This window comes from Pseudomonas sp. CCI3.1, from assembly GCF_034313985.1.
GTDB lineage: Bacteria > Pseudomonadota > Gammaproteobacteria > Pseudomonadales > Pseudomonadaceae > Aquipseudomonas > Aquipseudomonas psychrophila.
In genome coordinates, this window is sequence record NZ_JAVIWO010000001.1 from 5313353 (window position 1) to 5339770 (window position 26418).

Below are 26418 nucleotides of genomic sequence, written 5' to 3' on the forward strand. Positions count from 1 at the left end.
CATGGCAATTTGTGCAGGACGTACCGTCATCATTACGGGCGCGGGCGGTGGATTGGGGCGGGCCTATGCGCTGGCGTTCGCCGAGCAGGGTGCCAACGTGGTGGTCAACGACATTCGTCGTGAAGCCGCTGAAGAAGTGGTTGCGCAGATTCGCGAGGCAGGTGGCCAGGCCATCGCCAACGCAGATGACATCACCACCCTCGCGACGGCACACAACATCGTGGATGCCGCCCTGGCTGCATTTGGCGAAGTGCACGTGGTGGTCAATAACGCGGGTATTTTGCGCGACCGGATGTTCATCAGCCTCAGTGAGGACGACTGGGATGCGGTGATGCGCGTGCACCTCAAGGGGCATTTCTGTCTGGCCAATATCCTTGGCAAACGCTGGCGTGACCTGGCCAAGGCCGGTCAGCCGGTGGCTGCGAGAATCATCAATACCACGTCGGGTGCGGGCTTGCAGGGCTCTGTCGGGCAATCCAACTACAGCGCTGCCAAAGGCGCAATTGCAGCGTTGACCCTGGTGCAGGCGGCAGAGCTGGCGCGTTACGGCGTCACGGCTAACGCCCTGGCCCCGGCGGCGCGTACGTCGATGACCGAGAGCGCGATGCCGGACCTGGTTAAAAAGCCTGAAGACGGTGCGTTCGATGCTTGGGCTCCGGAAAACGTCGCGCCGCTGGTGGTGTGGTTGGGCAGCGACCTGTCGGGTGATGTGAGCGGACAGATCATTGAAAGCCAGGGCGGTCGATTGTCCGTGGGGGATGGTTGGCGCACCGGCGTGACCCGCGACAAGGGCGCGCAATTGCAGCCTGAGGAAGTGGGCGTAGCCCTGAGCCAGATCCTGGCCGAAGCCCCTGCGCCGCAAAGGGTGTGGGGTAGCTGACGAGTGATGCCCTGTGGAAGCGGGCATGCTCGCGATGGTCGTTAACGATGACGCGTATTGACTGAGTAAATGCGGCGCTCTGAAGACCATCGCGAGCAAGCCCGCTCCCACACTTGAGCAGCGTTGCTCTTAATTACGCTCCCACAGCGGGGCTATCGTTTAAACCAGAGACTTCAACCATGAGACAAGCGCCTCCTTACGTCCCCGGCCACCAGTTGCTGGCAGGCAAGTCGATCTTGATCACCGCCGCAGCCGGCGCAGGTATCGGTTATGCCGCCGCCAAACGCTGCGCCGAAGAAGGCTGTCGCGCCTTGATGATTTCCGATATTCACCCCCGCCGCCTCGAGGAAGCGGTCGAGCGCCTCAAGGCTGAAACCGGGCTGCAGGCGGTGTACGGGCAGCTTTGCAATGTCACCGTCGAAGCCGATGTACAAGCGTTGGTCGCCGCAGCTGAACAAGCCTTGGGCGGGGTCGATGTGCTGATCAATAACGCAGGCCTTGGCGGCCAGGTACGCCTCACCGAAATGACCGATCAACAGTGGTCCTCCGTGCTGGATATCACCCTGACCGGCACCATGCGTATGACCCGCGCCATGCTTCCACACATGGAGCGCCGTGGCGGCGGGGCAATCGTCAACAATGCCTCGGTGCTGGGTTGGCGGGCGCAGAAAGAACAGGCCCATTACGCCGCCGCCAAGGCCGGGGTTATGGCCCTGACCCGTTGCAGTGCTCTGGAAGCAGCCGAGAGCGGGGTGCGGATCAACGCGGTGGCGCCATCCATTGCCTTGCATGACTTTCTGAAAAAAGCCTCCAGCAGCGAACTGCTGGAGCAACTGACCAGCCGCGAAGCTTTTGGGCGTGCGGCTGAAGTGTGGGAAGTGGCCAACGTGATGGTGTTCCTGGCCAGCGATTACGCCTCGTACATGGTCGGCGAAGTGCTGCCCGTCAGCTCGCAACAGGCATGAGTACGCTATTTAGCAGTGCCGGGCAGATGCTCGCGGCACAAGGCCAAGACCTGGGCCGCACTGATTGGCTGTTGCTGACTCAGGAACGGATCAACCTCTTTGCCGAGGCCACGGGCGATCACCAATGGATTCATGTCGATCCTGAGCGTGCCGCCAAGGGGCCGTTCGGCGCCTGCATTGCCCACGGCTACCTGACCCTGTCACTGGCCAACCTCTTCATGCCGCAACTGATGCAGTTTGAAAACCTGGCCATGGGCGTCAATTACGGCAGTGACCGGTTGCGCTTTCCGGCTGCGGTCAAGGTCGGTTCGCGGGTGCGCGGACATGGTCAGATCATGCAGGTCGAATCGCTGGGCCAGGCATTGCAGGTGGTGGTTCGCATCAGCGTCGAGATCGAGGGCAGCGAGCGCCCGGGCTGTGTGGTGGACACCATCAGCCGTTACACCTTCAACCCTCTTGAGAAGTGAGCCCTGAACATGAATCTGAATGACGTTGTGATCGTATCCACGGCCCGAACCGCCTTGACCAAATCCTTCCGGGGTTCGTTCAACGATACCGAAGCGCCGGTGCTGGGCGGGCATGTGGTGCGTGCGGTGGTTGAGCGCGCAGGCATTGAGCCGGGTTCAGTGGAAGACGTGATCATGGGCGCCGCCGCCCAGCAAGGCACCCAGGGCTACAACATCGGGCGCTTGTGTGCCAACACCGGCGGCCTGCCCAATACCGTGCCAGGCATGGCGATCGACCGCATGTGCGCCTCGGGCCTGATGAGTATCGGCGTGGCTGCAAAAGGCATCATGACCGGCGAAATGTCGATCGCCGTGGCCGGTGGCGTGGAGTCATTGTCCCTGACCCAGAACAAGTACAAAAACACCTACCGTGCACAGTCCGAGGCAGTGCTGGAATGCATGCCTACGGCCTATATTCCGATGCTTGAAACCGCTGAGATCGTGGCCCGGCGCTACAACATCAGCCGCGAGGTGCAGGACCAGTATTCCTTGCAAAGCCAGCAGCGCACTGCCGCCGCCCAGGCTGGCGGTCTGTTCAGCGACGAGATAGTCCCGCTGGCTGCGCGCAAGCTGTGCTTTGACAAGGAAGGCAAGCCCAGCGGCCATCAGGACGTGATCGCGGATCGCGACGAATGCAATCGCCCGTCCACCACCCTCGAGGATTTGGCGGCACTCAAGCCGGTCTGGAAGGACGGCAAATGGGTTCAGCAGGGGGAGTTCATTACTGCGGGCAACGCCTCGCAGTTTTCCGATGGCGCCTCGGCGGTATTGTTGATGAGCCGTGCCGAAGCCAAGCAGCGAGGGATCGAAGCGTTGGGCGTGTATCGCGGAATTGCGGTGAGTGGTTGTGCACCGGAAGAAATGGGCATTGGCCCGGTGTTTGCGATTCCCAAGCTGCTCAAGCGGTTTGGCCTGACCGTATCGGACATTGACCTGTGGGAAATCAACGAAGCGTTCGCGTGCCAAGTGGTGTACTGCCGCGACTTCCTGCAGATCCCCAACGACCGCCTCAACGTCAACGGCGGGGCAATTTCCATCGGACATCCGTTCGGGATGTCGGGTGCCCGGATGGTAGGACACAGCCTGCTCGAAGGCCGCCGCCGTGGCGCCCGGTTTGTCGTGGTTGCCATGTGCATCGGCGGCGGCATGGGAGCTGCCGGGTTGTTTGAGCTCAATTAAAGCGATCGGGAACGGGTTGGGTTACTGGGTAATTGCCAGGCGTGATTGCGGAATCGGATTGCGCATCAGGGTGCCCACCACCAGGGCGCCCAGTAGCCCCAGCACACCCGCAACCCACAAGACCAGACTAAACCCCGCCACAAAGGCGCCGGTCGCCAACGGCTGGATCTGTGCTTGCACTTGCAGCGGCAGTTGACTGAGCGCCCCCGGCATATCACCGGCCACTACCCGCGAAGCAATGAAGTGACTTTGCCCCAGCCATTGCCCGGCGTCCTGCTTGAGGCTGGCCTGCAAGTTTTGCTCGGTATGGCTGCCCAACAACGCGCCAAAAACGCCGATGGCCAACACAATTGCGCTAAAGCGCATGGTCGTGCTCATGCCCGACGCCATGCCTACACGGTCACGGGGCACGCAGGCCATGATGTTTTTCTGCGTGTCGCCATTGAGCAAGCCCGCCCCGGCACCCGTCACCGCGGTGGTCAGCGCAAAACTCAGATAGCCGCCATGGTCCACCGCCCAGGCACTGAGCAGGTTGCCGCAGCCCACCAGGGCCAAGCCGGCGGCCATCATGCTGGCGGGGCTGTAACGTGACGCCAGGCGAGCGCCGATACGTGGGCAAATCAGCATGGTCAAGGCAAATGGCAACATGCCAAGGCCCGATGCGACAGCGCTGAAACCCAGGCCGTTTTGCAGATAAAACGGCAGCAAGGTCATCATCACCTGTGCGCAACCTGCATAGGCAAACATGCCCAGCAGAGCACCGATAAAGCGCGGATGGCGGAACAGTTGCAGGTCAATCATGGGGCGGCGTTGCAGTGATTCGATCAGCACGAACAGAACCAGCAACAGCACCCCGGCACTGATCCGGGCATAAGTCAGCGGGGCGTTCCAGCCAATGCGATTGGCTTCGATCAGGCCCCAGATCAGGCACAGCAAACTGGCGCTGAAGGCCAGGCTGCCCCAAGGGTCGAGTCGCGCCGATTGCGGGTCCCGTGACTCACCGATGGCATGTTTGACCAGCAACATCAGCAGCAGGCCGACCGGCAGATTGAGGTAGAAGATCCAGCGCCAGCCCAGGTATTCGGTGATCAGCCCGCCAATGGTCGGTGCCGCCGTCATGGCTACGCCCATGCAGGCACCCCAGAAGGCCCAGGCTTTGGCCCGTTCAGCCTCATCGTGAAAGGCATGCCCGATCGAAGCCAGCGCCGAGGTCAGCAGCAGGGCCGCGCCCACGCCTTTTACGGCACGGGCGATTTCCAGCAACAGGCTGTTGGGAGCGGCGCCGCAGCCGAGGGACGCGAGGATGAAAATGCTCAACCCCCACAGCAGGGTCTTTTTACGGCCGAAGCGGTCGGCAATGCTTCCGGCTGGCAACAACAGGGCGGCAAACGCCAGCATGTAAGCGCTGACGACCCATTCGATATCGACAAAGTTGGCCCCCAGATCCCGGGCGATGCTGGGCAGGGTGACTGCGACGATGTTGGTGTCCAGCACGATGAGTGAGCACACCCCGCTGGCAGTGAGCAGAGTCAGGCGCGGGCTGGCAGCATTCATCGCAATAGCTCCTGGACAAGTTCAAGCATTACTTTGCAGGCAATTAATTTTACGGGCATGCTCGGAGCTCTTCTGTGTGGCGATGGCCCCAGTGTAGGGCTGAGTATTGCGGGATTTGTTAGCCGATAACCCGAACTTCATTACCTTTGAGCTAATGCTGCTATGGATATACGTCATTTCCGTTATTTCCTGGCCGTTGCCCGGCAGCGCAATTTCACCCGTGCCGCAGAAGTACTGGGGATTGCGCCGCCGACCTTGACGCGGCAAATCCAGGACCTTGAAGCCGCCTTGGGCGTGCGTCTGTTTGTGCGACAGCAGCGCCAGGTCAGCTTGACTGAAGCGGGACAGGCGCTGTTACCCGAGGCGGAGGCCACGGTGCGCCAGTTTGAATTTGCCCAGCGCAATGCCCAGCGGGCGGGGCGTGGCGAGACTGGCCATATCGAACTGGGTTATGTGGCCTCGGCAGTGTATTCGGGGGTTTTGCAGCATCAGGTGCAGGCGTTTTCGAATGAGTGCGCCGAGGTCAGTTTGAATGTGCGCGAGGCGCCTATGGCCAGTTTGCCGACGATGGTCGCCGAAGGCCGATTCGATCTGGGTTATGTGCGTTCACCCATGACTTTGCCCGAGGGGCTGGATGCAATTCGTCTCAAGGCCGAGGGTTTTGTGCTTGCGCTGACCGCAGATAGCTGGCTGGCGCGCCTTAAAAGCATCAGTGCGCAGCATCTGAAAAACGAGACGTTTATCTTGCCGGAGCAAATCAGCGGTACGTTGCACGTGGCGGCTCAAGGCGGCTATGCGCCTGCGCTGGGCCCGCAACCTGGAGGGTTGGTGGCGGTGATTGCCCTGGTTTCGCTGCGCCAGGGCGTAGCGGTGGTACCCGAATCAGTGGTCGGTCACATCAGCCTGCCCAATGTGATCTACCGGCCGATCGAGGGGTGTGAAGCACAGTCATGGCTGTCATTGATCTACCGTCGATTTGAAAAGTCGGCGGTAGTGATGCGTTATATCGACCAGGTAAAGCGCGCCGGGCCGGGCGAAAGATAGTCAAGCCGTCCAGCAGGATTTAGTCGCATAGATAGATGCGTTAGCACCTGGAAGCAGTACAATCGCGCCCCTTTACCGAGCATGGATGCTGTTCGGCACACGCTCACGAGAAGGTCCATGGTTTCTGCAACGTACTCACCCTCGCTGGTTTTCATTTCTCTGTGTGTTGCCATCCTGGCGTCGTACACCGCCCTTGATTTGAGTGGCCGTATTGCCACCGCTCGTGGTCGTGCCGTGTACTTGTGGATCGGGGGCGGCGCCTTGGCCATGGGTTTTGGCGTGTGGTCGATGCACTTTATCGGGATGCTCGCGCTGGAGTTGCCACTGACCCTGGGGTACGACCTGGGACTGACCCTGTGGTCTTTGCTGGTGGCAATTTTGTCGTCAGGTTTTGCCTTGTGGCTGGTCAGTCAGCCACGCCTGCCGGCGCTGCAACTGCTGTTTGGCGCCTTGATCATGGGGGCGGGTATCAGTGCCATGCACTACAGCGGCATGGCGGCGTTACGTATGCAGCCGGGGATCGATTACGACCCGACGCTGTTTGGCCTGTCGTTGCTGATTGCGGTCGGGGCGTCGGCTGCCGCACTGTCGATCGCGTTTCATCTGCGCAAGCAAACACCTTATGTGCGCCTGATCCGTGGGGCGGCTGCGGTCATCATGGGGCTCGCCATTGTCGGTATGCATTACACCGGCATGGCGGCGGCGAACTTCCCGGTAGGCAGTTTTTGCGGCGCTGCCGTGGATGGCTTGAGTGGCAAGGGGCTGGACAACCTGGTGCTGGTATCCAGCCTGGCCGTGCTGGTCATTGCTCTGTTGACCTCGGTTTTTGATGCCCGCCTCGATGCCCGCACCGCCGCTCTTGCGGACTCTTTGACCCTGGCTAATGAAGAACTGACGCAACTGGCGCTGCACGACACCCTGACCGGGCTGCCTAATCGCATCCTGCTGGCTGATCGCATCGGTCAGGCGATGAACAAAGTGGCGGAGCAGGGCGGATGCTTCTCGCTGATGTTTATCGACCTCGATGGTTTTAAACCGGTGAACGATGCGTTCGGCCATCACCTAGGCGACCGCTTGTTGCGTGAAGTGGCCTTGCGCTTGCGCGAGCAGTTGCGCAGCCAGGACACCCTGGCGCGAATTGGTGGCGATGAATTTGTGCTGCTGGTGCGTTTGCTTGAGCCGGACGATGCCCCACAAGTGGCGGCGCGTCAGGTCAGCCTGCTGTCCAAGGCGTTCCGCGTGGACGAGCATGATTTGCTGATTTCTGCGAGTGTCGGTATTGCGCTTTATCCCGGTAACGGCTTGAGCGCCGAAGAGTTGTTGATGAACGCCGATGCGGCGATGTATCACGCCAAGGGCACGGGCAAAAACGGCTACAGCTTTTTCGATGCATCGATGAACATCAACGCCCGCAAGCAATTGCAACTGCTGCAAGACTTGCGTCAGGCCCTGGTACTGAAACAGTTTCGTTTGCATTATCAGCCCAAGTTCGACGCGGGCACCGGCCAGCCCGTGGGTGCCGAGGCCTTGTTGCGCTGGGAGCATCCGCAGCAGGGTTTGCTGTTGCCGGACAGCTTTATCGACCTGGCGGAAAAAACCGGGCTGATCATTCCCATTGGTGACTGGGTGCTTAACGAAGCCTGCCGGCAGATGCGAGTATGGTTTGATCAGGGCTATAGCAGCTGGCGAATTGCGGTCAATCTGTCGGCATTGCAGTTTTGCTACACGGGGCTGGTCGACAGTGTTGTCGAGGCGCTGGAGCGGCACCGGTTACCGGCCAATAGCCTGACCCTGGAAATCACCGAAACCACTGCCATGAGTGACGCCGATGCAAGCATGGTGGTGCTGCAACGGCTGTCACAGATGGGCGTTGACCTGTCCATTGATGACTTTGGTACCGGTTATTCCAGCCTCATGTACCTCAAGCGCTTGCCCGCCAATGAATTGAAAATCGACCGTGGCTTTGTTCGGGACCTGGAGCATGACAGCGACGATGCGGCGATTGTTTCGGCCATTGTTGCACTGGGTCAGGCACTGGGGCTGCGGATTGTGGCCGAGGGTGTGGAAACCGATACCCAGCAAAGCTTTTTGACCTCACTGGGCTGCGATTCACTGCAGGGTTTTCTGCTGGGCCAGCCACTGCCTGCGGTGCAGTTCATGGAGGAAATCCATCGCGCCGAGCCCGCCACGGACAGAAATCAGACACCGACCTGACAAAGCAAAGCCTTCACGGTTATTCTGGCACCCAGACTTGGATCGTTGTAAAGGGAGCACGTATTTATGGACAAAGTCATCGTGATCACCGGCGGCAGCCGCGGCATAGGTGCGGCCACTGCGGTGTTGGCGGCGCGACAGGGTTATCGGATTTGCATCAATTACCTGGCTGACGATGCCGCTGCCCATGAGGTGCTGGCGCAGGTTCGTGCCCTGGGCGCAAAAGCTATCGCGGTACGTGCCGATGTAAGTGACGAAGAGGAAATCATTCGCCTGTTTCTCGAGGTTGACGAGCAGTTGGGGCCAGTCACGGCGCTGGTTAACAACGCTGGCACCGTGGGGCTCAAGTCGCGGGTCGATGAGCTTTCCGAGCTGCGCATCATGCACACTCTGAAAACCAACGTTTTGGGCCCGATCCTGTGTGCCAAGCACGCGGTACTGCGCATGTCGCCACGCTACGGCGGGCAGGGCGGCAATATCGTCAATGTGTCCTCGGTGGCTTCGCGTCTGGGTTCCCCGGGTGAGTATGTCGACTATGCGGCCTCCAAGGGCGCGCTGGACACGTTCACTCTGGGCTTGTCCAAGGAGCTGGCGGGTGAAGGGATCCGGGTCAATGCGGTGCGACCCGGTTATATCTTCACCGACTTTCATGCCTTGAGCGGCGATCCGGGCCGGGTCAGCAAGCTTGAACCGATCATCCCGATGGGCCGTGGCGGGCGCCCCGAAGAAGTGGCCGAAGCGATTGTGTGGCTGCTCTCGGACAAGGCTTCCTACACCACAGGTACCTTTCTGGATCTGGGCGGCGGGCGGTAAGCCCCTACTATCTCCCTTAGACACTCTGGCCGTGGGAGCGAGCCTGCTCGCGAATGATCTTCGCGAGCAGGCTCGCTCCCGCATTGCTTGCTTTTACGCTTGATCCGACGATAATGCGACTTATTGCTATTTAAGTCTGGTTATCTATCGTGTCTAGCCCTGTGGATCCCAAAAGCCTGTTGGCAAGTCTGTATCACGACAATCATGCGTGGCTGCGCGGCTGGCTGTCGCGACAGGTGCGTTGCCCACAGGATGCAGCTGATCTGACCCAGGACACTTTTCTGCGCGCCTATGATGCCCAGCAGTTGGAGCGCATCCAGGAGCCCAGGGCGTATCTGAGCACCGTTGCCCGCAGGTTGCTGTGCTCGTTGTGGCGCCGCCGCAAGCTTGAGCAATCCTATCTGGATCAGCTGGCGGATTTGCCTCTGGCCTATGCACCCTCTGCCGAAGACATTGCGCTGGTTCGCGAGGCGATTGAAGCGATTGATCGCGTGCTTGAAGGGCTGCCGTCGCGGGTCAAACGGGCCTTTTTGCTCAATCGCCTTGAAGGTATGCCCCAGCAAGCCATTGCGGATCAGTTGGGGGTATCGCTGGCCACTGTCGAACGTGATTTGCGTCGCGCCTTTGTTCATTGTCTCGAGCAAACGGAGCCAGCCTTATGAGTACAACCAGGGTCGATCCGATCACCCGTGCAGCCATTGACTGGATGCTTCGCCTTGAGTCCGGGCAAGCCTGTCCTTCGGAGCGTCAGGTGTTCAAGGCATGGCTGGCTGAAACCCCCGAAAACATGGCCGCATGGCAACGGGTGGCTGGGGTACTGAAAGCCCCGGTGGCCGACTTGCAATCGGTTGAACGGCGCAGCCCCGGGCAATTGCAGGCCGCACGCCGGGCATTAATGGCCAGCACTTCTCCGACACGTAAAAAGGCCCTGCGAGGCGGCCTGTTAGTGTTGCTGCTCGGTCTGGGTGCTGCAGGCTTGGTAGATCGTGTGACGCCATTGGCGGGCTTGATGGCCGACCAGCAGACGGCAACCGGTGAGCGCAAAACCATTGAACTGGTGGATGGCAGCCTGCTGACACTCAACGCCCGCAGCGCAGTCGATATCGAGTTCAGCGCTGGCCAGCGCCGCGTGCGACTGCGTGAAGGCGAGTTGCAGGTGGACGTGGCCGCCGATGCCAAGCGTCCGTTCGTGGTGGTGACGGATCAAGGCCAGGTACAGGCACTGGGTACGCGCTTTATGGTGCGTCAGGGGACGGGCGAAAGTCTGGCCAGCGTGCAACAACACAGTGTGCAGCTGAACACCCTGGGCGGTCAGCAGCGGCGTGTAGACACCGGCCAGGCCGTGTCTTTCACGTCCAGCCAGATTGACCCACAAACCCCTACTTCCCGTAGCCAGACCGATTGGGTCCACGGCCGGGTAGAGCTGCATGACGAACCGTTGTCGGCCCTGGTCGACGCGCTTGCGCCCTACCAGACGGGGGTGCTGCGCATCAGTCCCGAGGCTGCACGGGTGCGGGTGTTCGGGGTGTTCCCTCTGGACAACACAGCCCAAACCCTGAGCGCGCTGGCGCAAACCTTGCCGATCAAGGTCACGCGCTACGGACCGTGGTTGACCCTGATTGATGTGAATCGGTAAACAACAGCCGAATGGGAATTAATTGCAAATAGTGTGAGGGGAAATCCTTACTCGTTGGTCAAGGTTACAACTGCCTACCTTGCAACGAGAAAGGACGCCCCATGCCGTATGCCCCGCTAAGACCTTGCCTGCTGGCACTGACGATCACCCTGAGCATTGCTGGCTTGCCGAACGCGGTGGCTGAGGCGTTGCACAGTGAACAGAGTGCCGTTCGTTTTTTTGATCTGCCTTCAGCGCCTCTGGGCGTGACCTTGAGTCGGATTGCCCGTGACAGCAACCTGACGCTGTCCGTTGCCCCTGCCTTGTTGCAAGGCAAGAACTCTGCGCCGGTGAACGGCATGTTTACCCCGCAACAGGCTGCCGAACGCGCTCTGGCGGGCAGTGGCCTGGGCCTGAGTGTGACCGACAGCGGCGCCTTGAGTGTTTACCCGCAGGCTGAGGCGGGTGCGTTGAATCTGGGTGCGACCAACGTGTCGGCACGTGTGGGCGAAGATGGTCGTGGCCACGTTGACGGCTTTGTCGCCACCCGTTCGGCCACCGCGACCAAAACCGACACGCCGATTCTGGAGATCCCCCAGACCATCAACGTGGTCACTGCTGATCAGGCAGAAGTGCAGGGCGCACGCGACCTGACACAAGCGTTGCGTTACACCCCGGGGGTGAGCACCAATGGCTACACCGATCGCAACACCATCGCTGACGAGATCACCAGCCGGGGTTTTGCCCCTACGCTGCTCTATCTCGATGGCGCCTACCTGCCGTCAGCCGGCAGCCTGGGTGGCACCCCGCAGATCGATCCGTACACCCTGGAACGTATCGAAGTGCTCAAAGGCCCGTCCTCTGTGCTGTATGGGCAAAACCAGCCGGGGGGGATGATCAATATGGTCTCCAAACGCCCGAGCATGGAGGCCCAGCACCAGATCAAGGTCGGCACCGGCAGCTTTGACCGTTACAACCTGGCCTTTGATACCACCGGCCCGCTGGACGATGCCAAAACCCTGAGCTATCGGCTGATCGGTGTGGGCAATACCGGCAGCGAGCAGGTGGACCACACCGAAGACTCGCGCATGCTGCTGGCGCCCAGCTTCACCTGGGCACCCAATGACAGCACCGAACTGACACTGTATGCGCAGTTGCAGCGCGATGACGCACTGGCCGACTATCAGGCCTTGCCCGCAGTAGGCAGCCTGTACCGCAACTCCCAGGGCAACAAGATTGACCGCGACACGTTTTTGGGCGATTCGAAATGGAACGACTACAAGCGCGACCAATATGTGCTCGGTTATCAGTTTTCCCACGACTTCAACGAGGTCATGACCTATCGCCAGAGTCTCAGCTACATCGACGTCGACGATCGCTACAAGGGCTTTTACCTCAACCGTTTTGTAACCGCCCCGGACGGTGCGACTGACACGCACGCCAGTCGCACCAAACTCGACTGGCGTCAGCAAAACAGCTCGTACAGCTTCGACAACCACCTGCAGAGCGACTTCACCACAGGTCCCTTGCAGCACACCTTGCTGGTAGGTCTGGACTACCGTCAGTTCGCTCGCAAGTATCAGGGGTACAACCTGTCTGGCAGCGAGGTCATTGACCTCTACAACCCGAGCAACTACCGCACCATGGGGGTGCCGACCCTGACCACCAAATGGGATAACCGGGTCAAGCAGACCGGGCTGTATGTGCAGGACCAGATCAAGCTGGACAACTTCATTCTGACCATTGGCGGTCGCCACGATTGGGCAAAAGTTGAAAACAACGATTTGCTCGCCCGTTCGCGCGTGACGCAAAACGACAACAAATTCACCGGGCGCGTGGGGCTGACCTATGTCACTTCGTTCGGTCTGGCGCCCTACATCAGCTACACCGAGTCGTTCTTGCCATCGGTGGGCACGAGCGCGCCGGATCGCGGTGGCAAGGCGTTCGTGCCCATGACGGGCAAGCAATACGAAGTGGGGGTCAAGTATCAGCCCAATGACACCACGTTGCTCACCGCCTCGGTGTTCGAAATCACCCAGCAAAATGTCCTTACGGGCGACCTTGAGTATCTGGAATATCAAGTTCAGGAAGGTGAAGTCAGGTCGCGGGGCATTGAAGTGGAAGGCAAAAGCAGCTTCAACAACATCGACCTGATCGCGTCTGTGTCGTATCTGGATGTGATCTACACCAAGTCCAACTACGGCAACGAAGGCAACCGCAGTGAGGCACAAGCGCCTTGGGCGGCCAGTGTGTGGGCGGACTATCACTTTACCGGGCAGGCGCTTGAAGGCGTGACCCTGGGCGGCGGTGCCCGTTACACCGGGAAGAACTTCGGCGACTCGGCCAACACCTTCAAAACACCGTCATTTGTCGTCTACGACGCCACGCTCAGTTATGACCTGGCGGCCCTGGATCCTGGCTTCAAAGGGGTCAGCACCAGCCTTAACGTACAGAACCTGTTTGATCGCGAGTACGTGTCCTCATGCAACTACAGTTTTGGCTGTTACTACGGACAGCAAAGGACGGCGGCGCTGGAAGTCAAATACGACTGGTGATGATGTATTTTTACGTAGCAGCTGACGAGCTCCGCGAGGCTGCGTTCGGCTGCGCAGCAGTCGTAAACCATCCTGAGCGGTCTTTCAGGTTCACCGCGCTAACCGGTTTACGACGACTACGTCGTCGGACGCTGCCTCGTTCCTTCGGCAGCTGCTACGGGGCTGTTTGAGTATTCAACGGCGCAATTTGAGTGCACTGGCCAGGCTGATTGCCAGAGGCAGGCGGGGCAACAATGTGGCCTGGTAAGCATGGTAAAGGTCCGGCTTGCCGGGCCAGATGTTTTCTGAAGGCTGATTGTCGATCCCCAGCTCGTGGTGCCAGCTGCCGTTCAGACGATCGATCAAATGCAGGTCGATGTAGTCCCAGAACTGTTGATACCAGACTTCGTACTCATGCTCGTCGGTGCGTTGCAACAACGCTGCCGCCGCAGCCGAGGCTTCAGCCAGGGTCCAGTGCAGACGTTCGCGCACCACGGGCTGGTTGTTCCAGTCCAGGGTGTAAACAATTCCGCTGCCGCCATCGACATTCCAGCCATGCTTGCACGCGCTGCTGAACAGTTGGCGGGCGTCTTCGAGCAGCCACCGGGGTGCCGATAAACCGCGTTGTTTACGGGCTGCCTCAAGGTGCAGCAGCAAGCGCGCCCATTCAAAGGCGTGGCCTGGGGTTTTACCGAAAGGGCGAAAGCCATCTGCCGGGTTGTCGTGGTTGTAGTCGGGCAATGGCTGCCAGAGCGCATCGAAATGTTCGACGGGCAGGTAGTCGGACTGCGCAGCATGCTGATGGATAACCCGCTCGGCGATGCTCAAGGCACGGTCGAGCCACAGGTCTTCGTCGAGCACATCGGCCAGGGCCAGAAAGACCTCGGTGCCATGCATGTTGCTGTTGGCCCCGCGATACGCTTCGCAGTCACTCCAGTCGCTGGCAAAGCTTTCCAGCAAGGCGCCTTCTTGTGGTGACCAGAAATTGTTTTCGAGGATTTGTACGGCATCACCCAGCAACTCAGCCGAGCCACCACGTCCAGCCACGGCTGCGGAACTGGCGGCCAGGGCGACAAAGGCGTGCAGGTATGCGGCTTTGCGAGAGTTGCCATCCTGCGCATTGGGGCTGGCAAACCAGCCGCCATTGACTGCATCACGCAACGGCCCGGCCAATGCAGCCAGACCATGGTCGATCAGCGGGGCGCAACCGGGCAAGCCTTGGATATGGGCGAGGGAAAAGCTGTGCACCATCCGTGCCGTGGTAATGGTGTCAGCCGGGGCATCATCCGGTCGTCGCCCAAACCGGTCCAGTTGGGCGAAGCCAGATGGCACACGCGCAGCCTTGGCGAAATCCACCAGCGCCTGGCCCTGATCACGTAGCCACTGTTGATGGGGGGCGCTCGTCAGCCAGCTTTCGTTGGTCCGGGTGAGGTCGGTCATGTGCCACCTGTAGTGTTCTTGTCGGTATTCAGCGCTCGCAGACTAAGGGATTGGGCAAAAAGCTGAAAGCTTTCATCTTTGGCAAACCGGCTTAAATTTCCGGCTCCCAGCGCTGCGACCAGTCGCTGTCTTGCTTGACGATCTCGCGCAGTAACGCGATACCCTCTTGCAGGGCCGCGCAGTCCCGTTCGCGTGAATACACAAGGTAAGTGGGGTAGCTGAATTCAGGGGCTTTGGGCACGCGCTCCAGAGCGCCACTGTCCAGATAGCTCTTGACCACCCGCGTGCGGAAATAGCCGCTGCCGCCGTTTTCCAGAATGTAATGCAGCGCCACCGGCCCCAGGTTGAAGCTGATGGCTGCGCGAGCTTTGTCGGGGAGGGCAGCGTCATGCTGGCGTCGAAAGTCTTCGCCCCATTCAATGTACACATAAGGATCGGGCTGCTCGGGGCGGCGAATCTGGATCAGTTTTTCTTCCAGTAGCTGTTCCACCTGAACGCCAGGCCAGTAAGCAGGCTGATAGACCAGTGCCGCGTCCAGCAGGCCCATTTCGACCTGACGCAGCAACTGCTCGGCATCGCTGATCTGTATGCGCAAGGCATGGGTGGTGAGGTGTTGGCGCAGGGCCTTGGCCCAGTTCAGGATCAGCGGATTGCACAGGCTGACTTCACCGCCGATATGCAGCAGCTGATGCAAGCCCTCGGGGCGCGGCAGATCGCGGCGGGCGGCTTCCCAGGTCTGTAGCAATTGGTTGGCGTACACCACAAACGCCTCGCCCTCAGGCGTCAGCCTGGCGCCAGCGCGGTTACGAATGAACAGCGTCACGCCCAGCAGGCTTTCGAGCTTGTGCACCCGCGCGGTCACGGCCGTCTGGGTGACATGCAGTTTTTCGGCCGCGCCGACAAGGCTGCCGTAGCGAACGATTTCGAGGAAGGTGCGAGCCAGGTCGAGGTCCATAAACGCGCCAGTGAGCAAAGGGCGTTCAGTGTAAGGGAGAACAGGCGGTTGCTCATCCCGGTTTTGAACTCGTGAGGGTGCCTGAAACGCAAACGAGCTCTAGCCATGAACCTGTTTCAACAAAAAGCTGATGAGCGCTTTTGAAGCCGTCGAGAGTTGCCGGTGCGGTGGGTAAATAATTGAGAAAGGACGTGAGCAGCCTGAGGTGTGTTTCAGTACTTCTACCAGCAGCCCGGAGCGGATTTGATCTTCGACGATGAAACGATAGGTCTGGCAAATTCCCAGCCCGCTTTTCGCCATCGATACAACGCCTAAAACATCGTCACTGATTTGTACATTAGCCGTCGGTAGACGCTCTACCGGTTGACCATGGTCCATAAGTTGCCACGGCCTGACTCTTCCACTGCTTGGCACGACAAAGGGCAAGCACTGATGATGTTGCAAGTCATCCAGGCACTTGGGTACACCCTTGCTGAGCAGGTACAGAGGTGCTGCAACCAGACACAACCGCGCATCTTCCAATTTACGGGCTATCAGTGCGCTGTCAGGCAAGCAGCCCACACGAATGGCCATGTCAAAATTGTCAGCGACCAGATCCACGTTGTGGTTACTGATGCTCAGTTCGATCCTGACCTGAGGGTGTATGCGGCTAAAAGCTGCTAACAGGCCAGGCAGACGGTAATGGCCGTAAGTGGTAGGTGCACTCACTCGCAGGCGAGCATTCAACGCATCGTTAGGGCCGGATAATGAACGCTCCACGTCACTGATCTGCGCAAATGCCAGGCGTGTCTGGTTCAGGTATGTGAGTCCTGCATCAGTGATGCTCAGTCGGCGTGTCGTCAGTCTGAGTAACTGAACCCCCAGATGTGTTTCAAGGCGTTTGATTGCTCGGCTGATAACCGTCGGTGTTGTCGCTAGCTCGACCGCCGCGGCACTGAGGGAGCCGTTGTCTGCCACGGCGATAAAGGCTTCAACGTCAGCCAGGTGATTAAATCGGCGGGCCATTACACCTCCCAGAGGCAAAGTGATTGTCATTTATGCGGGTTTCTCAGGACGAACACGGTAATTACATTCCTCAAGTGAAAGAGGCAACGGTTCTCTTAATACTCAGGAGGCACTATGAAACTTTTAAACATCCTCGCGATAAGCGCTGTTGTGGGAGGCGCCAGCTTTACGGTACAAGCCGCCAAGGTGCTGGTTGTATTGTCCGACGCCAGTGAGCTGGAACTGAAAAATGGCCGTTCAATACCCACCGGGTTCTACTTCAATGAACTGATGCAACCGGTAAAAATGCTCCTTGATGCCGGGCACACCCTTACCTTTGCAACGCCTTTGGGGCGAGCACCAACAATGGATCAGGGTTCTTTTGACAAGTCCTATTTCGGTGGCAGTAACGAGGCACTGAATGACCATAAAGTGTTGATGGACAGGCTCAAGATTACTTCGTTGACTGACTCGCCGGTGGTCAGCCTATCGCGTATAGAACACGTGGGTTATGCCCAGTTTGATGCACTGTATGTTCCAGGGGGGCGTGCGCCTTTACAGGATTTAGCCACCGACACGTCGATGGGCAAATTACTCACCCACTTTCATCAGTCCGGTAAACCGACAGCATTGGTATGTCATGGGCCAGTGGCCTTGTTGTCGACGTTGCCGGACGCTCCAGGATTCGTTGCACAGCTGGAAACTGCAAAGGATAAACCGCCTTTAACCGGGTGGATTTATGCGGGCTACAAAATGACGGTTATGAACAATACGGAAGAGAAGCTTGCTCAGCGTCGGCTGCAGGGCGGAGAAATGAAATATATGCCCCAAACAGCCTTTGAACAGGCCGGTGGTGACTATACGTCCTCTCTCGTGCCGTTCAGTCCTTATGTGGTATCCGATCGCGAACTGATTACCGGTCAAAATCCGGCATCTTCAATCAGGGTCGCCGAAGAGTTGCTCAAGCGCTTGCAATAAAAATTGGTGTGTTTCGTTAATCACTTTTTAAAAGAAGGATCATGTTGTGAGCGCCTTAAACTACGTAATGATTGTATTGGCGGTTGGTTCGATCGCAGGTTGCAGTTCTTCAACTATTTCCCCATGGGAGGGCCGGGACCAGTCGGCAAGCCTTTGCCAAGGCGCGCTGGGAAACCGCAGGCGTGGTAATAAGCACTTTTCAATTTAATGATGAATTGATTCGCAGTCTGATGACGGGTGAAATTGACGCTACTTTGCAAGATACGATAGAAATTTCACAGGCATTACTGGATACCCCACAGGGTGACGGCTTCGGATTTTCGGGCCCGCCTGTCAAAGATGAACTGTTAGGGAGTGGCATTGCGATAGGGGTCCGTCAATCAGACACAACACTGCGCATAGCTTTAAATAGCGCCTTGCTGACGTTAAAAGAAAGCGGTCAGTACGCGGATATCGTCAATCGTTATCTGCAGGCTGAATGAGGTCATACCCTCTGTGGGCGCGACGATACGACATGCTCGCGATGCTGGCGCCGCAGTTTGTCAAATAAACCGAGGTGACGTCATCGCGAGCAAGCCGGCTGCAACGCTCTAGAAACTGTACTTGGAGGTCAGCATCAGGCTGCGCGGTTCGCCGTAATAAGTGGTACCGAAGTTGCCCAGGCCCGACAGGTACTTTTTGTCGAACACGTTGTTGGCATTGAGGTTGAACGTCAGGTGTTCGTTGTACTCGTAGCGGGTCATCAGGTTGACCAGCGCAAAGCTCCGCTGCTCGATGATGTCGTAGTCTTCTTTGGCTGAGTTGTAGATCTTGCCGTAGAACGGGCTCTGCCAGTTCACGCCACCGCCCACGGTCACCTTGTTCATCACGCCCGGCAGGCGGTAGGTGGTAAACACCCGCGCCACGTTTTCCGGTTTGGTGGTTTCCAGCGGGTAGCCATAAACACGCTCCCCATCATCGGAGCGGGTTTTGGCGTAGGTGTAGCCGGCGATCAGGTTCCAGTCCGGCATCAGCTCACCAGACAGCTCAAGCTCGATACCGTTGGTGGTTGCACCATCCAGGGATTCAAAGATACCCAGGTTGGTGTTTACGTTGGTACCGACCTGAATGGGGACATTTTTCTGTTCGGTGCGAAACACCGCTGCACTGGCATTCAGTCGGCCATCGAAGTACTCGCCCTTCACGCCGAGTTCGTAGCTGTTGCCTTCGGTCGGTGCCAGAGTAGCGCCCGAACTGCTCTGCTCGGTGAGGGGTTTGTAGATAGAGGTGTAGCTGCCGTATACCGAGTAGTTCTCGTTGATGTCATACACAACGCCGGCGTAGGGCGTAACCTCTCCGTGCTGTTTAGCAGTGGTTTTGTTGTCCTGGAAGTTGCTGCTTTGCTCGTAATACCGGTAGGTGCTGTTGTACTGGAAGTCACTCAGGCGACTGCCGAGAATAATCGACCAGTCGTCCGCGGGGTTGAAACGTGCGGCGATGTAGGCGCTGTTCTGATTCTGGTTGGTTTCATATTTACCGTTCTTCGGGAAGTCCGGTCGCGGGTATTTGCCATTCCAATCAAAGATGCTTTCGGACAGCACACGATATTCACTGCTGTCAAAGGTCGCGCCGGTTTGCCGGGAAGACTGTGATGTGGCACCGACCACCAGTTCATGTTCGCGGCCAAACAGGGTAAACGGGCCGGTGGCATTGATATCGAAGGTGTTTTGTACGCGATGGCCTTCCCAGTGACCCCAATAGAAGGACATGCCTTTACCGGTCACCGGATCAGGCAAGCCACCACTGGCCGATCCCAACAGGGTGTCGTGATCGTTGGTTTGCTGGGTCAGGGTGCCTTTGACTTTCCAGTCATTGGCAAAGCGGTGTTCCAGGGAGGCGAAAGTCGTCTGGATCTGGACGTCGCGACGGCTCCAGTCAGTTGCCGGGTTGAACGAACGGCTGAAATCGGTCTTGGTGTAGTTGGAGTAGTAGTACGGGTTACCGGTCCAGGATGAACCGCGCGGCTTGATATTCTGGTAGTCCATGCCGAAGGTGAACAGGGTGTCTGGCGTGAGGTCTGCTTCGATGATGCCGTAGAACACATCATTCTTTTTGGAGTAGTGATCAATGTACGAGTCAGCATCCTGATACACCGCAACCATGCGTCCGCGTACGCTGCCATCGTCATTCAGCGGTCCGGAAATATCGCCTTCGGTGCGGTAATTGTCCCAGGAGCCTGCGCTTGCAGTGACTGAAGCCTTGAAGTCGCGGGTTGGTTTTTTGCGGATCAGGTTGACCGTGGCCGAGGGCTCGCCCGAGCCGGACAACAGGCCGGTAGCGCCCTTCACGATATCTACTCGGTCATACAGGGCCATGTCGACCTTGGTTGCGCCCTCATCGAAAACCCCGTCATACAGCGTGTTGACCCCGTCGTACTGGAAGTTGGTGATGGCATAACCGCGCGCCGAATACTCCATACGGTCGCTGTCGTAAGCCTGGGTGGACACACCCGGCGCGTTGCGCAACACATCGCCGATGCTCTGGGCGGCCTGGTCGTCCATCAGTTGGCGGGTGATCACGGTCACGGTTTGCGGGGTTTCGCGGATCGAGAGCGGCAGTTTGGTCGAACTGTTGCTGGCGCCGGTGGTGTAGGAGTGGGTGTCTTCGGTAGTCAGCGAGTTGCCCAGGCCCTGGCCGGAAATCGTGGTCGCGCCCAGCTCCAGGCCGTTGCCTTGAGGGGCGCTCAAAATAACCGTGTCGCCGTTGAGCTGATACGAAATGCCACTGCCTTGCAGCAAGGACTCCAGTGCCTTGACCGGTTCGAGAGAGCCGGACACCGAGCGGGACTTGATGCCTTGAACCTGATCCGGGCTATACAGAATTTGCAGATTGGCTTGCTTGCCCAGTTCATTCAGCGCGCTGGCCAGGGATTGAGACGGAATATTCAAGGCCACAGGCGCCGCCTGGGCAATGGATGACCCCAGCAATACCGTCGCTACAAAGGCGCTGGACAGCAGGGTACGGCGAACTGTCTGGCGCTGGGTAGCGATCGAAAGGGGGGTCCGGCTCAAGTTGGGTCGTTGCATCGCGTGCCTAGGCTCCGAAGTGGAATGTTTCTTTTTAGTTAATGGGAATAGTTATTAGACGCAGCACGGTGGAGAAACCAGATACAGGTTTTTCAAATAGTTGTATTTAGCGGATGGCCACAGTCGGGGCCTTAGTGGAAGCGGGCTTGATCGCGATGGCATCAATGGGATCAATCAGGCAAACCGAGTCGCCTGCATCGCGAGCAAGCCCGCTCCCACATTAAATAGATTGTTCTGCTGGTGGGACGATTTGTGTCGATAACGCTATCTAGTCTTATGGGTGAATCGAATCTAAGCTTGTCACCATGATTTACAGGAGGTGCAACATGAAAAAGATTCTTGGCGTGTACACAGCTCCCCGTCCTCATTGGGTCGGCGATGGCTTTCCGGTTCGCACGTTGTTTTCCTACGACAGCATGGGCAAACACATCAGCCCGTTCCTGTTGCTTGATTACGCAGGGCCAGCGGAGTTCTCGCCTACCACTGAACGCCGTGGCGTAGGTCAGCACCCGCATCGTGGTTTTGAAACCGTGACCATCGTCTACAAGGGCGAAGTCGAGCACCGTGACTCCACCGGTAACGGCGGGGTGATCGGGCCGGGAGATGTGCAGTGGATGACCGCTGCCTCGGGGATCCTGCATGAGGAGTTCCATTCCGAGGCGTTTGCCCGCAGTGGCGGCCCGCTGGAAATGGTGCAGCTATGGGTCAATCTGCCGGCCAGGGACAAAATGTCCGCGCCGGGGTATCAGGGCATTGTGGATCGGGATATTCCGGATCTGGCGCTCAAGGACGATGCCGGCCGGTTGCGCCTGATTGCCGGTGAATTCGATGGCAAACGCGGCCCGGCGCGCACCTTTACCGATATCGACGTGTGGGATATCCGCTTGAACGCGGGCAAGTCGACCACGTTCGATGTGCACCAGGGCCGCAATACGGCGCTGGTGGTGTTGCACGGTGCGGTTGAGGTCAACGGTCAGGAAGTGGTACGTGAAGGGCAGTTGGCGCTGTTCGAACGTGACGGTTCACAGGTCAGGCTTGAAGCCAACAACGATGCTGTGCTGCTGATTCTGAGTGGCGAGCCGATCGACGAGCCTATCGTGGGGCATGGCCCGTTCGTGATGAACACCGATGCCGAAATCCATCAGGCCTTTGTGGACTTCCAGTCGGGCAAGTTTGGCCGTATGCCTGTGTAGCAACGTCTGTCGATACGCTGCTCCCGGTCAAGCCCTGGTGGGAGCGAGCCTGCTCGCGAATGTTCTTCGCGAGCAGGCTCGCTCCCCCAATTGATGTCTCTACAGCGCTTTTAAACCCGCTCGAAAATAACCGCTATGCCCTGGCCACCGCCAATACACATGGTTGCCAGGGCGTAGCGCCCCTTGATCCGGTGCAGTTCGTGGATGGCCTTGGTGGCGATGATCGCGCCAGTGGCGCCCACCGGATGCCCCAAGGCGATCCCCGAGCCATTGGGGTTGACCTTGGCCGGGTCCATGTCCAGTTCCTGCATCACGGCGCAGGCCTGGGCTGCGAAGGCGATATTGGCTTCGATAACGTCCATGTCTTCGATGGTCAGCCCCGCCCGTTTCAGCGCCAGGCGTGTTGCCGGAATCGGTCCAAGGCCCATCAGCTCGGGCTCTACCCCTGCATGGGCATAGGCCACCATCCGGGCCATTGGCACAAGGTTAGCAGCCCGTACCGCAGCGCCACTGGCCAGTACCAGCGCTGCCGCACCGTCATTGAGCCCCGATGCATTGCCCGCGGTAACACTGCCGTCCTTCTTGAACGCCGGTTTCATTTGCGCCAACTGTTCAAGGGTGGTGGCCCGCGGGTGTTCATCCTGACTGAACAACACGGTGCCCTTGCGGCTGCGTACCTCGACGGCGGCAATCTGGCTGTCGAAGTAGCCTTCGGCGATGGCCCGCGCTGCACGCTGCTGGTCCTCAAACGCCAGGGCATCCTGAGTCTGGCGGCTAATGCTGTTGCGCTCGGCGATGTTTTCGGCGGTGATGCCCATGTGAATGCCGTGGAACGGGTCGTGCAGAATGCCGAGCATGTAATCGAGCATCTGCGTATCCCCCATGCGCGCACCCCAACGGGCAGCAGGCATCAGGTACGGGCCGCGACTCATGGCTTCGGCCCCGGCCCCAATGGCAAATTCGGCATCGCCGAGCATCAGGGTATGGGCGGCTGAAATAATTGCCTGCAAACCGGAGCCGCACAGGCGATTGACGTTATAGGCCGGTGTTTCCTTGGGGATCCCGGCATTGATCGCGGCGACTCGCGCCAGGTAGGCATCCTGGGGCTCGGTTGGTATCACATTACCCATCACCACGTGGCCGATGCGCTCGGGGTCGACCTGGCTATTCAGCAACGCGGCTTTTACGGCGGTAGTGGCCAGGTCGCCCAGAGGCACGTCCTTGAGTGCGCCACCAAAGGTGCCGATGGCCGTTCGCTGGGCGCTGAGGATGAAGATTTCAGAAGCTTGCATGGCGGATCCTTGTTGTTTTATTGGGCCAAATGCGCTGGATTATTTCACGGGGTGATCAAGGTGGGAGTCGTCCATTTGAGGGGCCTGGGTGTCGACCTGGCCATCCAGAAGGGTCATGAAGGCATGGGCGGCATTGGACAAGGTCCGCTCCGTATGCACGATATAACCCAGCTGGCGGGTCAACTGGATGCCGGGCAAGGCAATCGATGCCACTTGTTCGTCGAGCATCGTGCGCGGCAGCACGCTCCAGGCCAGCCCGATGGACACCATCATTTTGATGGTCTCCAGGTAGTTGGTGCTCATGGCGATATTGGGTGTCAGGCCCTGGGCTTCAAACAAGCGATGGACAATATGGTGGGTGAAGGTATTGCCGCCGGGGAACACCGCCGGATGGCGCGCAATATCAGCCATGCTGACCGCCTTTTTTCGGGTCAGGCTGTGCTCCGGAGCGACCACGAAGTCCAGCGGGTCATCCCAGACCGGTACGGCACGAATCAGCGAGTGAGGTTCCGGCGCGAGGGTGATCACTGCCAGTTCTGCGCGGCCGTGCAGGATTTCGTCATAGGCGACTTCTGAATCCAGAAACTGAATATCCAGCGCGACCTTGGGGTACGTGCGCGTGAACTCCCGCAGCAAAGGCGGCAGCCGGTGCAGGCCAATGTGATGGCTGGTGGCCAGGGTCAGGCGCCCGCTGACTTCACCATTGAGGTTATTCAGCGCCCTGCGGGTGTCATCCAGCACGTTGAGAATCTGATAGGCCCGCGGCAATAAAGCCCGGCCCGCCTCGGTCAGGCTGACCTCGCGGCCCAGCCGGTCGAACAGCCTGAGCTTGAGTTGCTGCTCAATGCTGGCGATGCGTTTACTGATGGCGGGCTGGGTCAGGAACAGCCGTTCGGCGGCTCCGGAAAAGCTTCCGGTTTCAGCAATGGCAATAAAGGCATTGAGATTCGCGAGATCCATCTATTCGAATTCCTGTTGGTTATCCAAAGCATGAAAATTATGAATTTGAGTTATTAACTGTAACGCCATAGGATCGACCTCACAAGCCAAGTGGTTATTGGCACAGAAAAGTAGCTGATGAGGAAACCGTCTGATGGCCGGCAAAACGCTCTACGACAAGCTCTGGGATTCGCATTTGGTCAAGCAGCGCGACGATGGCTCGGCGCTGATCTACATCGATCGTCATATCATTCATGAAGTGACGTCGCCGCAAGCCTTTGAAGGCTTGCGTCTGGCCGGGCGCAAGCCTTGGCGGATCGATGCCAACATCGCCACCCCGGACCACAACGTACCGACCACGCCAGAGCGCAAAGGCGGGATCGAAGCGATTGCTGACCAGGTTTCCCGTTTGCAGGTCCAGACCCTGGACGACAACTGCGACGAATACGGCATTACCGAATTCAAGATGAACGACGTGCGTCAGGGCATCGTTCATGTGATCGGCCCGGAGCAGGGTGCCACCTTGCCGGGCATGACCGTGGTCTGCGGCGACTCGCATACCTCGACCCACGGTGCATTCGGTGCATTGGCCCACGGTATCGGCACCTCCGAGGTTGAGCATGTGCTCGCCACGCAGTGCCTGGTGGCCAAAAAAATGAAGAACATGCTGGTGTCGGTTGAAGGGCAATTGCCATTCGGCGTGACCGCCAAGGACATCGTGCTGGCGGTGATCGGCAAGATCGGCACCGCAGGCGGCAATGGTCACGCCATCGAGTTCGCTGGCAGCGCGATTCGCGACTTGTCGGTTGAAGGGCGCATGACCATCTGCAACATGTCCATCGAAGCCGGTGCCCGCGTGGGCCTGGTGGCGGCGGATCAAAAGACCGTCGATTACGTGAAGGGGCGTCCGTTCTCTCCTAAAGGTGCCGAATGGGACATGGCTGTCGAAGCCTGGAAAGACTTGGTTTCCGACAGCGATGCAACATTCGACACCGTGGTTGAACTCGACGCAGCCCAGATCAAGCCACAAGTCAGCTGGGGCACTTCGCCCGAGATGGTATTGGCGGTTGATCAGAATGTGCCGGATCCGGCGCAGGAAGCCGACCTGGTCAAGCGCGGTTCCATTGAACGTGCGTTGAAGTACATGGGTTTGACAGCTAATCAGGCGATCACTGACATCCAGCTGGATCGCGTGTTCATTGGCTCGTGCACCAACTCGCGTATCGAAGACTTGCGTGCTGCAGCCGTGATTGCCAAAGGTCGCAAAGTAGCGTCCACCATCAAGCAGGCGATCGTGGTTCCGGGTTCGGGCCTGGTCAAGGCCCAGGCCGAGTCGGAAGGGCTGGACAAGATTTTCCTGGAGGCCGGTTTTGAATGGCGCGAGCCAGGTTGCTCGATGTGCCTTGCCATGAACCCGGACCGACTGGAGTCCGGCGAGCATTGTGCATCGACCTCCAACCGCAACTTCGAAGGCCGTCAGGGTGCCGGTGGTCGTACCCACCTGGTGAGCCCGGCAATGGCCGCCGCCGCCGCTGTGAACGGTCGTTTCATCGACGTCCGTGAATTGATCTAAGGAGCGCAGCATGAAAGCTTTTACTCAGCACACGGGTTTGGTCGCGCCTTTGGATCGTGCCAACGTGGACACTGACCAAATCATTCCCAAGCAGTTTTTGAAGTCGATCAAGCGCACTGGTTTTGGTCCGAACCTGTTTGATGAATGGCGCTATCTGGATGTAGGGCAGCCGTACCAGGACAACTCCAAGCGCCCCCTGAACAAGGACTTTGTGCTCAACGCCGAGCGTTATCAGGGCGCCAGCGTGTTGCTGGCCCGTGAAAACTTCGGCTGCGGTTCCAGCCGTGAACACGCGCCATGGGCGCTGGAAGAATATGGCTTTCGCAGCATCATCGCGCCGAGTTATGCCGACATCTTCTTCAATAACAGCTTTAAAAATGGTTTGTTGCCGATCATCTTGAGCGACGCCGAGCTTGATGAACTGTTTGCTCAGGTTGAAGCCCAGCCGGGTTACCAGCTCAGTATCGACCTTGAAGCGCAAACCGTGACCCGCCCCGATGGCAAAGTCATGAACTTTGAGATCGATGCGTTTCGCAAACATTGTTTGCTCAATGGTCTGGACGATATCGGTTTGACCTTGCAGGACGGCGAGGCGATTGCAGCGTTTGAAAGCAAGCACCGTGCAAGCCAGCCGTGGTTGTTCCGCGACGCATAACACGTCTTGTAGTCGCTGCCGCAGGCTGCGAAGGGTTGCG

General features: G+C 58.7%; 22 protein-coding genes. 15 read left to right on the forward strand and 7 right to left on the reverse strand.

The genetic code is table 11. From position 1 onward, the window contains the following. Nucleotide 1: 1 nt before the first annotated feature. The 4 genes from RGV06_RS24470 to RGV06_RS24485 all read left to right on the forward strand — a co-directional run bounded on the left by RGV06_RS24470 (nt 2) and on the right by RGV06_RS24485 (nt 3530). Nucleotides 2-880, forward strand: coding sequence for an SDR family oxidoreductase (locus tag RGV06_RS24470; RefSeq protein ID WP_019828990.1), 879 nt, complete (start codon nt 2-4; stop codon nt 878-880). Nucleotides 881-1059: 179 nt separating this feature from the next. After that, on the forward strand, nt 1060-1845 hold the full coding sequence (locus RGV06_RS24475; RefSeq protein ID WP_048351993.1) for an SDR family oxidoreductase: 786 nt from the start codon (nt 1060-1062) through the stop codon (nt 1843-1845). Further along, complete coding sequence (locus RGV06_RS24480; protein ID WP_037032788.1) at nt 1842-2312, forward strand: MaoC family dehydratase; 471 nt, start codon at nt 1842-1844, stop codon at nt 2310-2312. Before RGV06_RS24475 ends, RGV06_RS24480 begins: the two co-directional genes overlap by 4 nt. Nucleotides 2313-2321: 9 nt before the next feature. After that, nucleotides 2322-3530 (forward strand): acetyl-CoA C-acyltransferase, encoded by a 1209-nt coding sequence (locus RGV06_RS24485; RefSeq protein ID WP_019828996.1) that lies wholly within the window; start codon nt 2322-2324, stop codon nt 3528-3530. Between the two features lie 21 nt (nt 3531-3551). On the opposite strand, the gene RGV06_RS24490 is transcribed toward RGV06_RS24485, so the two are convergent. Continuing rightward, entirely contained in the window at nt 3552-5084 is a 1533-nt protein-coding gene (locus tag RGV06_RS24490; protein WP_322151646.1) for an MFS transporter, read from the reverse strand. Between the two features lie 162 nt (nt 5085-5246). Here RGV06_RS24490 and RGV06_RS24495 point away from each other — a divergent pair, with 162 nt between their 5' ends. The 6 genes from RGV06_RS24495 (at nt 5247) to RGV06_RS24520 (ending at nt 13325) form a co-directional block, all read left to right on the forward strand. Further along, a complete protein-coding gene (locus RGV06_RS24495) occupies nt 5247-6128 on the forward strand; it encodes a LysR family transcriptional regulator (protein WP_322151647.1) in 882 nt (293 codons plus the stop codon). A gap of 117 nt (nt 6129-6245) precedes the next feature. After that, nucleotides 6246-8342, forward strand: a complete 2097-nt coding sequence (locus tag RGV06_RS24500; RefSeq protein WP_046809526.1) for a putative bifunctional diguanylate cyclase/phosphodiesterase — start codon at nt 6246-6248, stop codon at nt 8340-8342. Between the two features lie 66 nt (nt 8343-8408). Next, nucleotides 8409-9155 carry an SDR family oxidoreductase gene (locus tag RGV06_RS24505; RefSeq protein WP_019829000.1) on the forward strand — a complete coding sequence of 249 codons (747 nt, stop codon included), beginning with the start codon at nt 8409-8411 and terminating at the stop codon, nt 9153-9155. Nucleotides 9156-9316: 161 nt separating this feature from the next. Next, nucleotides 9317-9817 carry a sigma-70 family RNA polymerase sigma factor gene (locus RGV06_RS24510; RefSeq protein WP_019829002.1) on the forward strand — a complete coding sequence of 167 codons (501 nt, stop codon included), beginning with the start codon at nt 9317-9319 and terminating at the stop codon, nt 9815-9817. Beyond that, nucleotides 9814-10791: a FecR domain-containing protein gene (locus RGV06_RS24515; protein WP_019829004.1), complete on the forward strand. Its 978-nt coding sequence runs from the start codon at nt 9814-9816 to the stop codon at nt 10789-10791. Before RGV06_RS24510 ends, RGV06_RS24515 begins: the two co-directional genes overlap by 4 nt. Before the next feature lie 101 nt (nt 10792-10892). Next, nucleotides 10893-13325 (forward strand): TonB-dependent siderophore receptor, encoded by a 2433-nt coding sequence (locus RGV06_RS24520; protein ID WP_322151650.1) that lies wholly within the window; start codon nt 10893-10895, stop codon nt 13323-13325. 174 nt (nt 13326-13499) lie between these two features. Here RGV06_RS24520 and RGV06_RS24525 read toward each other — a convergent pair whose 3' ends face one another. From RGV06_RS24525 to RGV06_RS24535, 3 genes are all read right to left on the reverse strand, one after another. Beyond that, the gene (locus tag RGV06_RS24525) at nt 13500-14744 is read right to left on the reverse strand and encodes an AGE family epimerase/isomerase (RefSeq protein WP_019829007.1); all 1245 of its coding nucleotides are present in this window, start codon (nt 14742-14744) and stop codon (nt 13500-13502) included. A 91-nt stretch (nt 14745-14835) separates the two neighbouring features. After that, nucleotides 14836-15699, reverse strand: a complete 864-nt coding sequence (locus RGV06_RS24530; protein WP_048352000.1) for a LysR family transcriptional regulator — start codon at nt 15697-15699, stop codon at nt 14836-14838. Between the two features lie 99 nt (nt 15700-15798). Then, nucleotides 15799-16704: a LysR family transcriptional regulator gene (locus tag RGV06_RS24535; protein WP_322151653.1), complete on the reverse strand. Its 906-nt coding sequence runs from the start codon at nt 16702-16704 to the stop codon at nt 15799-15801. A 114-nt stretch (nt 16705-16818) separates the two neighbouring features. On the opposite strand from RGV06_RS24535, the gene RGV06_RS24540 reads away from it, so the two are divergent. Beyond that, entirely contained in the window at nt 16819-17661 is an 843-nt protein-coding gene (locus RGV06_RS24540; protein WP_019829012.1) for a type 1 glutamine amidotransferase domain-containing protein, read from the forward strand. A gap of 182 nt (nt 17662-17843) precedes the next feature. Next, nucleotides 17844-18143, forward strand: a complete 300-nt coding sequence (locus RGV06_RS24545) for a hypothetical protein (RefSeq protein WP_416194573.1) — start codon at nt 17844-17846, stop codon at nt 18141-18143. A 108-nt stretch (nt 18144-18251) separates the two neighbouring features. Here RGV06_RS24545 and RGV06_RS24550 read toward each other — a convergent pair whose 3' ends face one another. After that, entirely contained in the window at nt 18252-20726 is a 2475-nt protein-coding gene (locus RGV06_RS24550) for a TonB-dependent siderophore receptor (protein WP_019829016.1), read from the reverse strand. A gap of 326 nt (nt 20727-21052) precedes the next feature. On the opposite strand from RGV06_RS24550, the gene RGV06_RS24555 reads away from it, so the two are divergent. Further along, nucleotides 21053-21919, forward strand: coding sequence for a pirin family protein (locus tag RGV06_RS24555; RefSeq protein WP_322151656.1), 867 nt, complete (start codon nt 21053-21055; stop codon nt 21917-21919). A 110-nt stretch (nt 21920-22029) separates the two neighbouring features. On the opposite strand, the gene RGV06_RS24560 is transcribed toward RGV06_RS24555, so the two are convergent. After that, nucleotides 22030-23211: an acetyl-CoA C-acyltransferase family protein gene (locus RGV06_RS24560; protein WP_322151658.1), complete on the reverse strand. Its 1182-nt coding sequence runs from the start codon at nt 23209-23211 to the stop codon at nt 22030-22032. A 39-nt stretch (nt 23212-23250) separates the two neighbouring features. Then, nucleotides 23251-24171, reverse strand: coding sequence for a LysR family transcriptional regulator (locus RGV06_RS24565; protein ID WP_019829020.1), 921 nt, complete (start codon nt 24169-24171; stop codon nt 23251-23253). Between the two features lie 133 nt (nt 24172-24304). Between RGV06_RS24565 and leuC the strand changes: the two genes are divergently transcribed. Together leuC and leuD are read left to right on the forward strand one after the other, a co-directional pair. Beyond that, a complete protein-coding gene (gene leuC / locus RGV06_RS24570; RefSeq protein ID WP_046809810.1) occupies nt 24305-25723 on the forward strand; it encodes a 3-isopropylmalate dehydratase large subunit in 1419 nt (472 codons plus the stop codon). 10 nt (nt 25724-25733) lie between these two features. Beyond that, nucleotides 25734-26378, forward strand: coding sequence for a 3-isopropylmalate dehydratase small subunit (leuD, locus tag RGV06_RS24575; protein WP_019829022.1), 645 nt, complete (start codon nt 25734-25736; stop codon nt 26376-26378). Nucleotides 26379-26418 lie beyond the last annotated feature (40 nt).

Excerpts from the sequence above, each read along its gene's own strand:
- leuC (WP_046809810.1), top strand. The coding sequence starts at position 24,305 with ATGGCCGGCAAAACGCTCTACGACAAGCTCTGGGATTCGCATTTGGTC.
- RGV06_RS24515 (WP_019829004.1), top strand. The coding sequence starts at position 9,814 with ATGAGTACAACCAGGGTCGATCCGATCACCCGTGCAGCCATTGACTGG.
- RGV06_RS24475 (WP_048351993.1), top strand. The coding sequence starts at position 1,060 with ATGAGACAAGCGCCTCCTTACGTCCCCGGCCACCAGTTGCTGGCAGGC.
- RGV06_RS24540 (WP_019829012.1), top strand. The coding sequence starts at position 16,819 with ATGAAACTTTTAAACATCCTCGCGATAAGCGCTGTTGTGGGAGGCGCC.
- RGV06_RS24505 (WP_019829000.1), top strand. The coding sequence starts at position 8,409 with ATGGACAAAGTCATCGTGATCACCGGCGGCAGCCGCGGCATAGGTGCG.
- RGV06_RS24470 (WP_019828990.1), top strand. The coding sequence starts at position 2 with ATGGCAATTTGTGCAGGACGTACCGTCATCATTACGGGCGCGGGCGGT.
- RGV06_RS24480 (WP_037032788.1), top strand. The coding sequence starts at position 1,842 with ATGAGTACGCTATTTAGCAGTGCCGGGCAGATGCTCGCGGCACAAGGC.
- RGV06_RS24485 (WP_019828996.1), top strand. The coding sequence starts at position 2,322 with ATGAATCTGAATGACGTTGTGATCGTATCCACGGCCCGAACCGCCTTG.
- RGV06_RS24490 (WP_322151646.1), bottom strand. The coding sequence starts at position 5,084 with ATGAATGCTGCCAGCCCGCGCCTGACTCTGCTCACTGCCAGCGGGGTG.
- RGV06_RS24495 (WP_322151647.1), top strand. The coding sequence starts at position 5,247 with ATGGATATACGTCATTTCCGTTATTTCCTGGCCGTTGCCCGGCAGCGC.
- leuD (WP_019829022.1), top strand. The coding sequence starts at position 25,734 with ATGAAAGCTTTTACTCAGCACACGGGTTTGGTCGCGCCTTTGGATCGT.
- RGV06_RS24560 (WP_322151658.1), bottom strand. The coding sequence starts at position 23,211 with ATGCAAGCTTCTGAAATCTTCATCCTCAGCGCCCAGCGAACGGCCATC.
- RGV06_RS24535 (WP_322151653.1), bottom strand. The coding sequence starts at position 16,704 with ATGGCCCGCCGATTTAATCACCTGGCTGACGTTGAAGCCTTTATCGCC.
- RGV06_RS24550 (WP_019829016.1), bottom strand. The coding sequence starts at position 20,726 with ATGCAACGACCCAACTTGAGCCGGACCCCCCTTTCGATCGCTACCCAG.
- RGV06_RS24530 (WP_048352000.1), bottom strand. The coding sequence starts at position 15,699 with ATGGACCTCGACCTGGCTCGCACCTTCCTCGAAATCGTTCGCTACGGC.
- RGV06_RS24555 (WP_322151656.1), top strand. The coding sequence starts at position 21,053 with ATGAAAAAGATTCTTGGCGTGTACACAGCTCCCCGTCCTCATTGGGTC.
- RGV06_RS24525 (WP_019829007.1), bottom strand. The coding sequence starts at position 14,744 with ATGACCGACCTCACCCGGACCAACGAAAGCTGGCTGACGAGCGCCCCC.
- RGV06_RS24500 (WP_046809526.1), top strand. The coding sequence starts at position 6,246 with ATGGTTTCTGCAACGTACTCACCCTCGCTGGTTTTCATTTCTCTGTGT.
- RGV06_RS24520 (WP_322151650.1), top strand. The coding sequence starts at position 10,893 with ATGCCGTATGCCCCGCTAAGACCTTGCCTGCTGGCACTGACGATCACC.
- RGV06_RS24565 (WP_019829020.1), bottom strand. The coding sequence starts at position 24,171 with ATGGATCTCGCGAATCTCAATGCCTTTATTGCCATTGCTGAAACCGGA.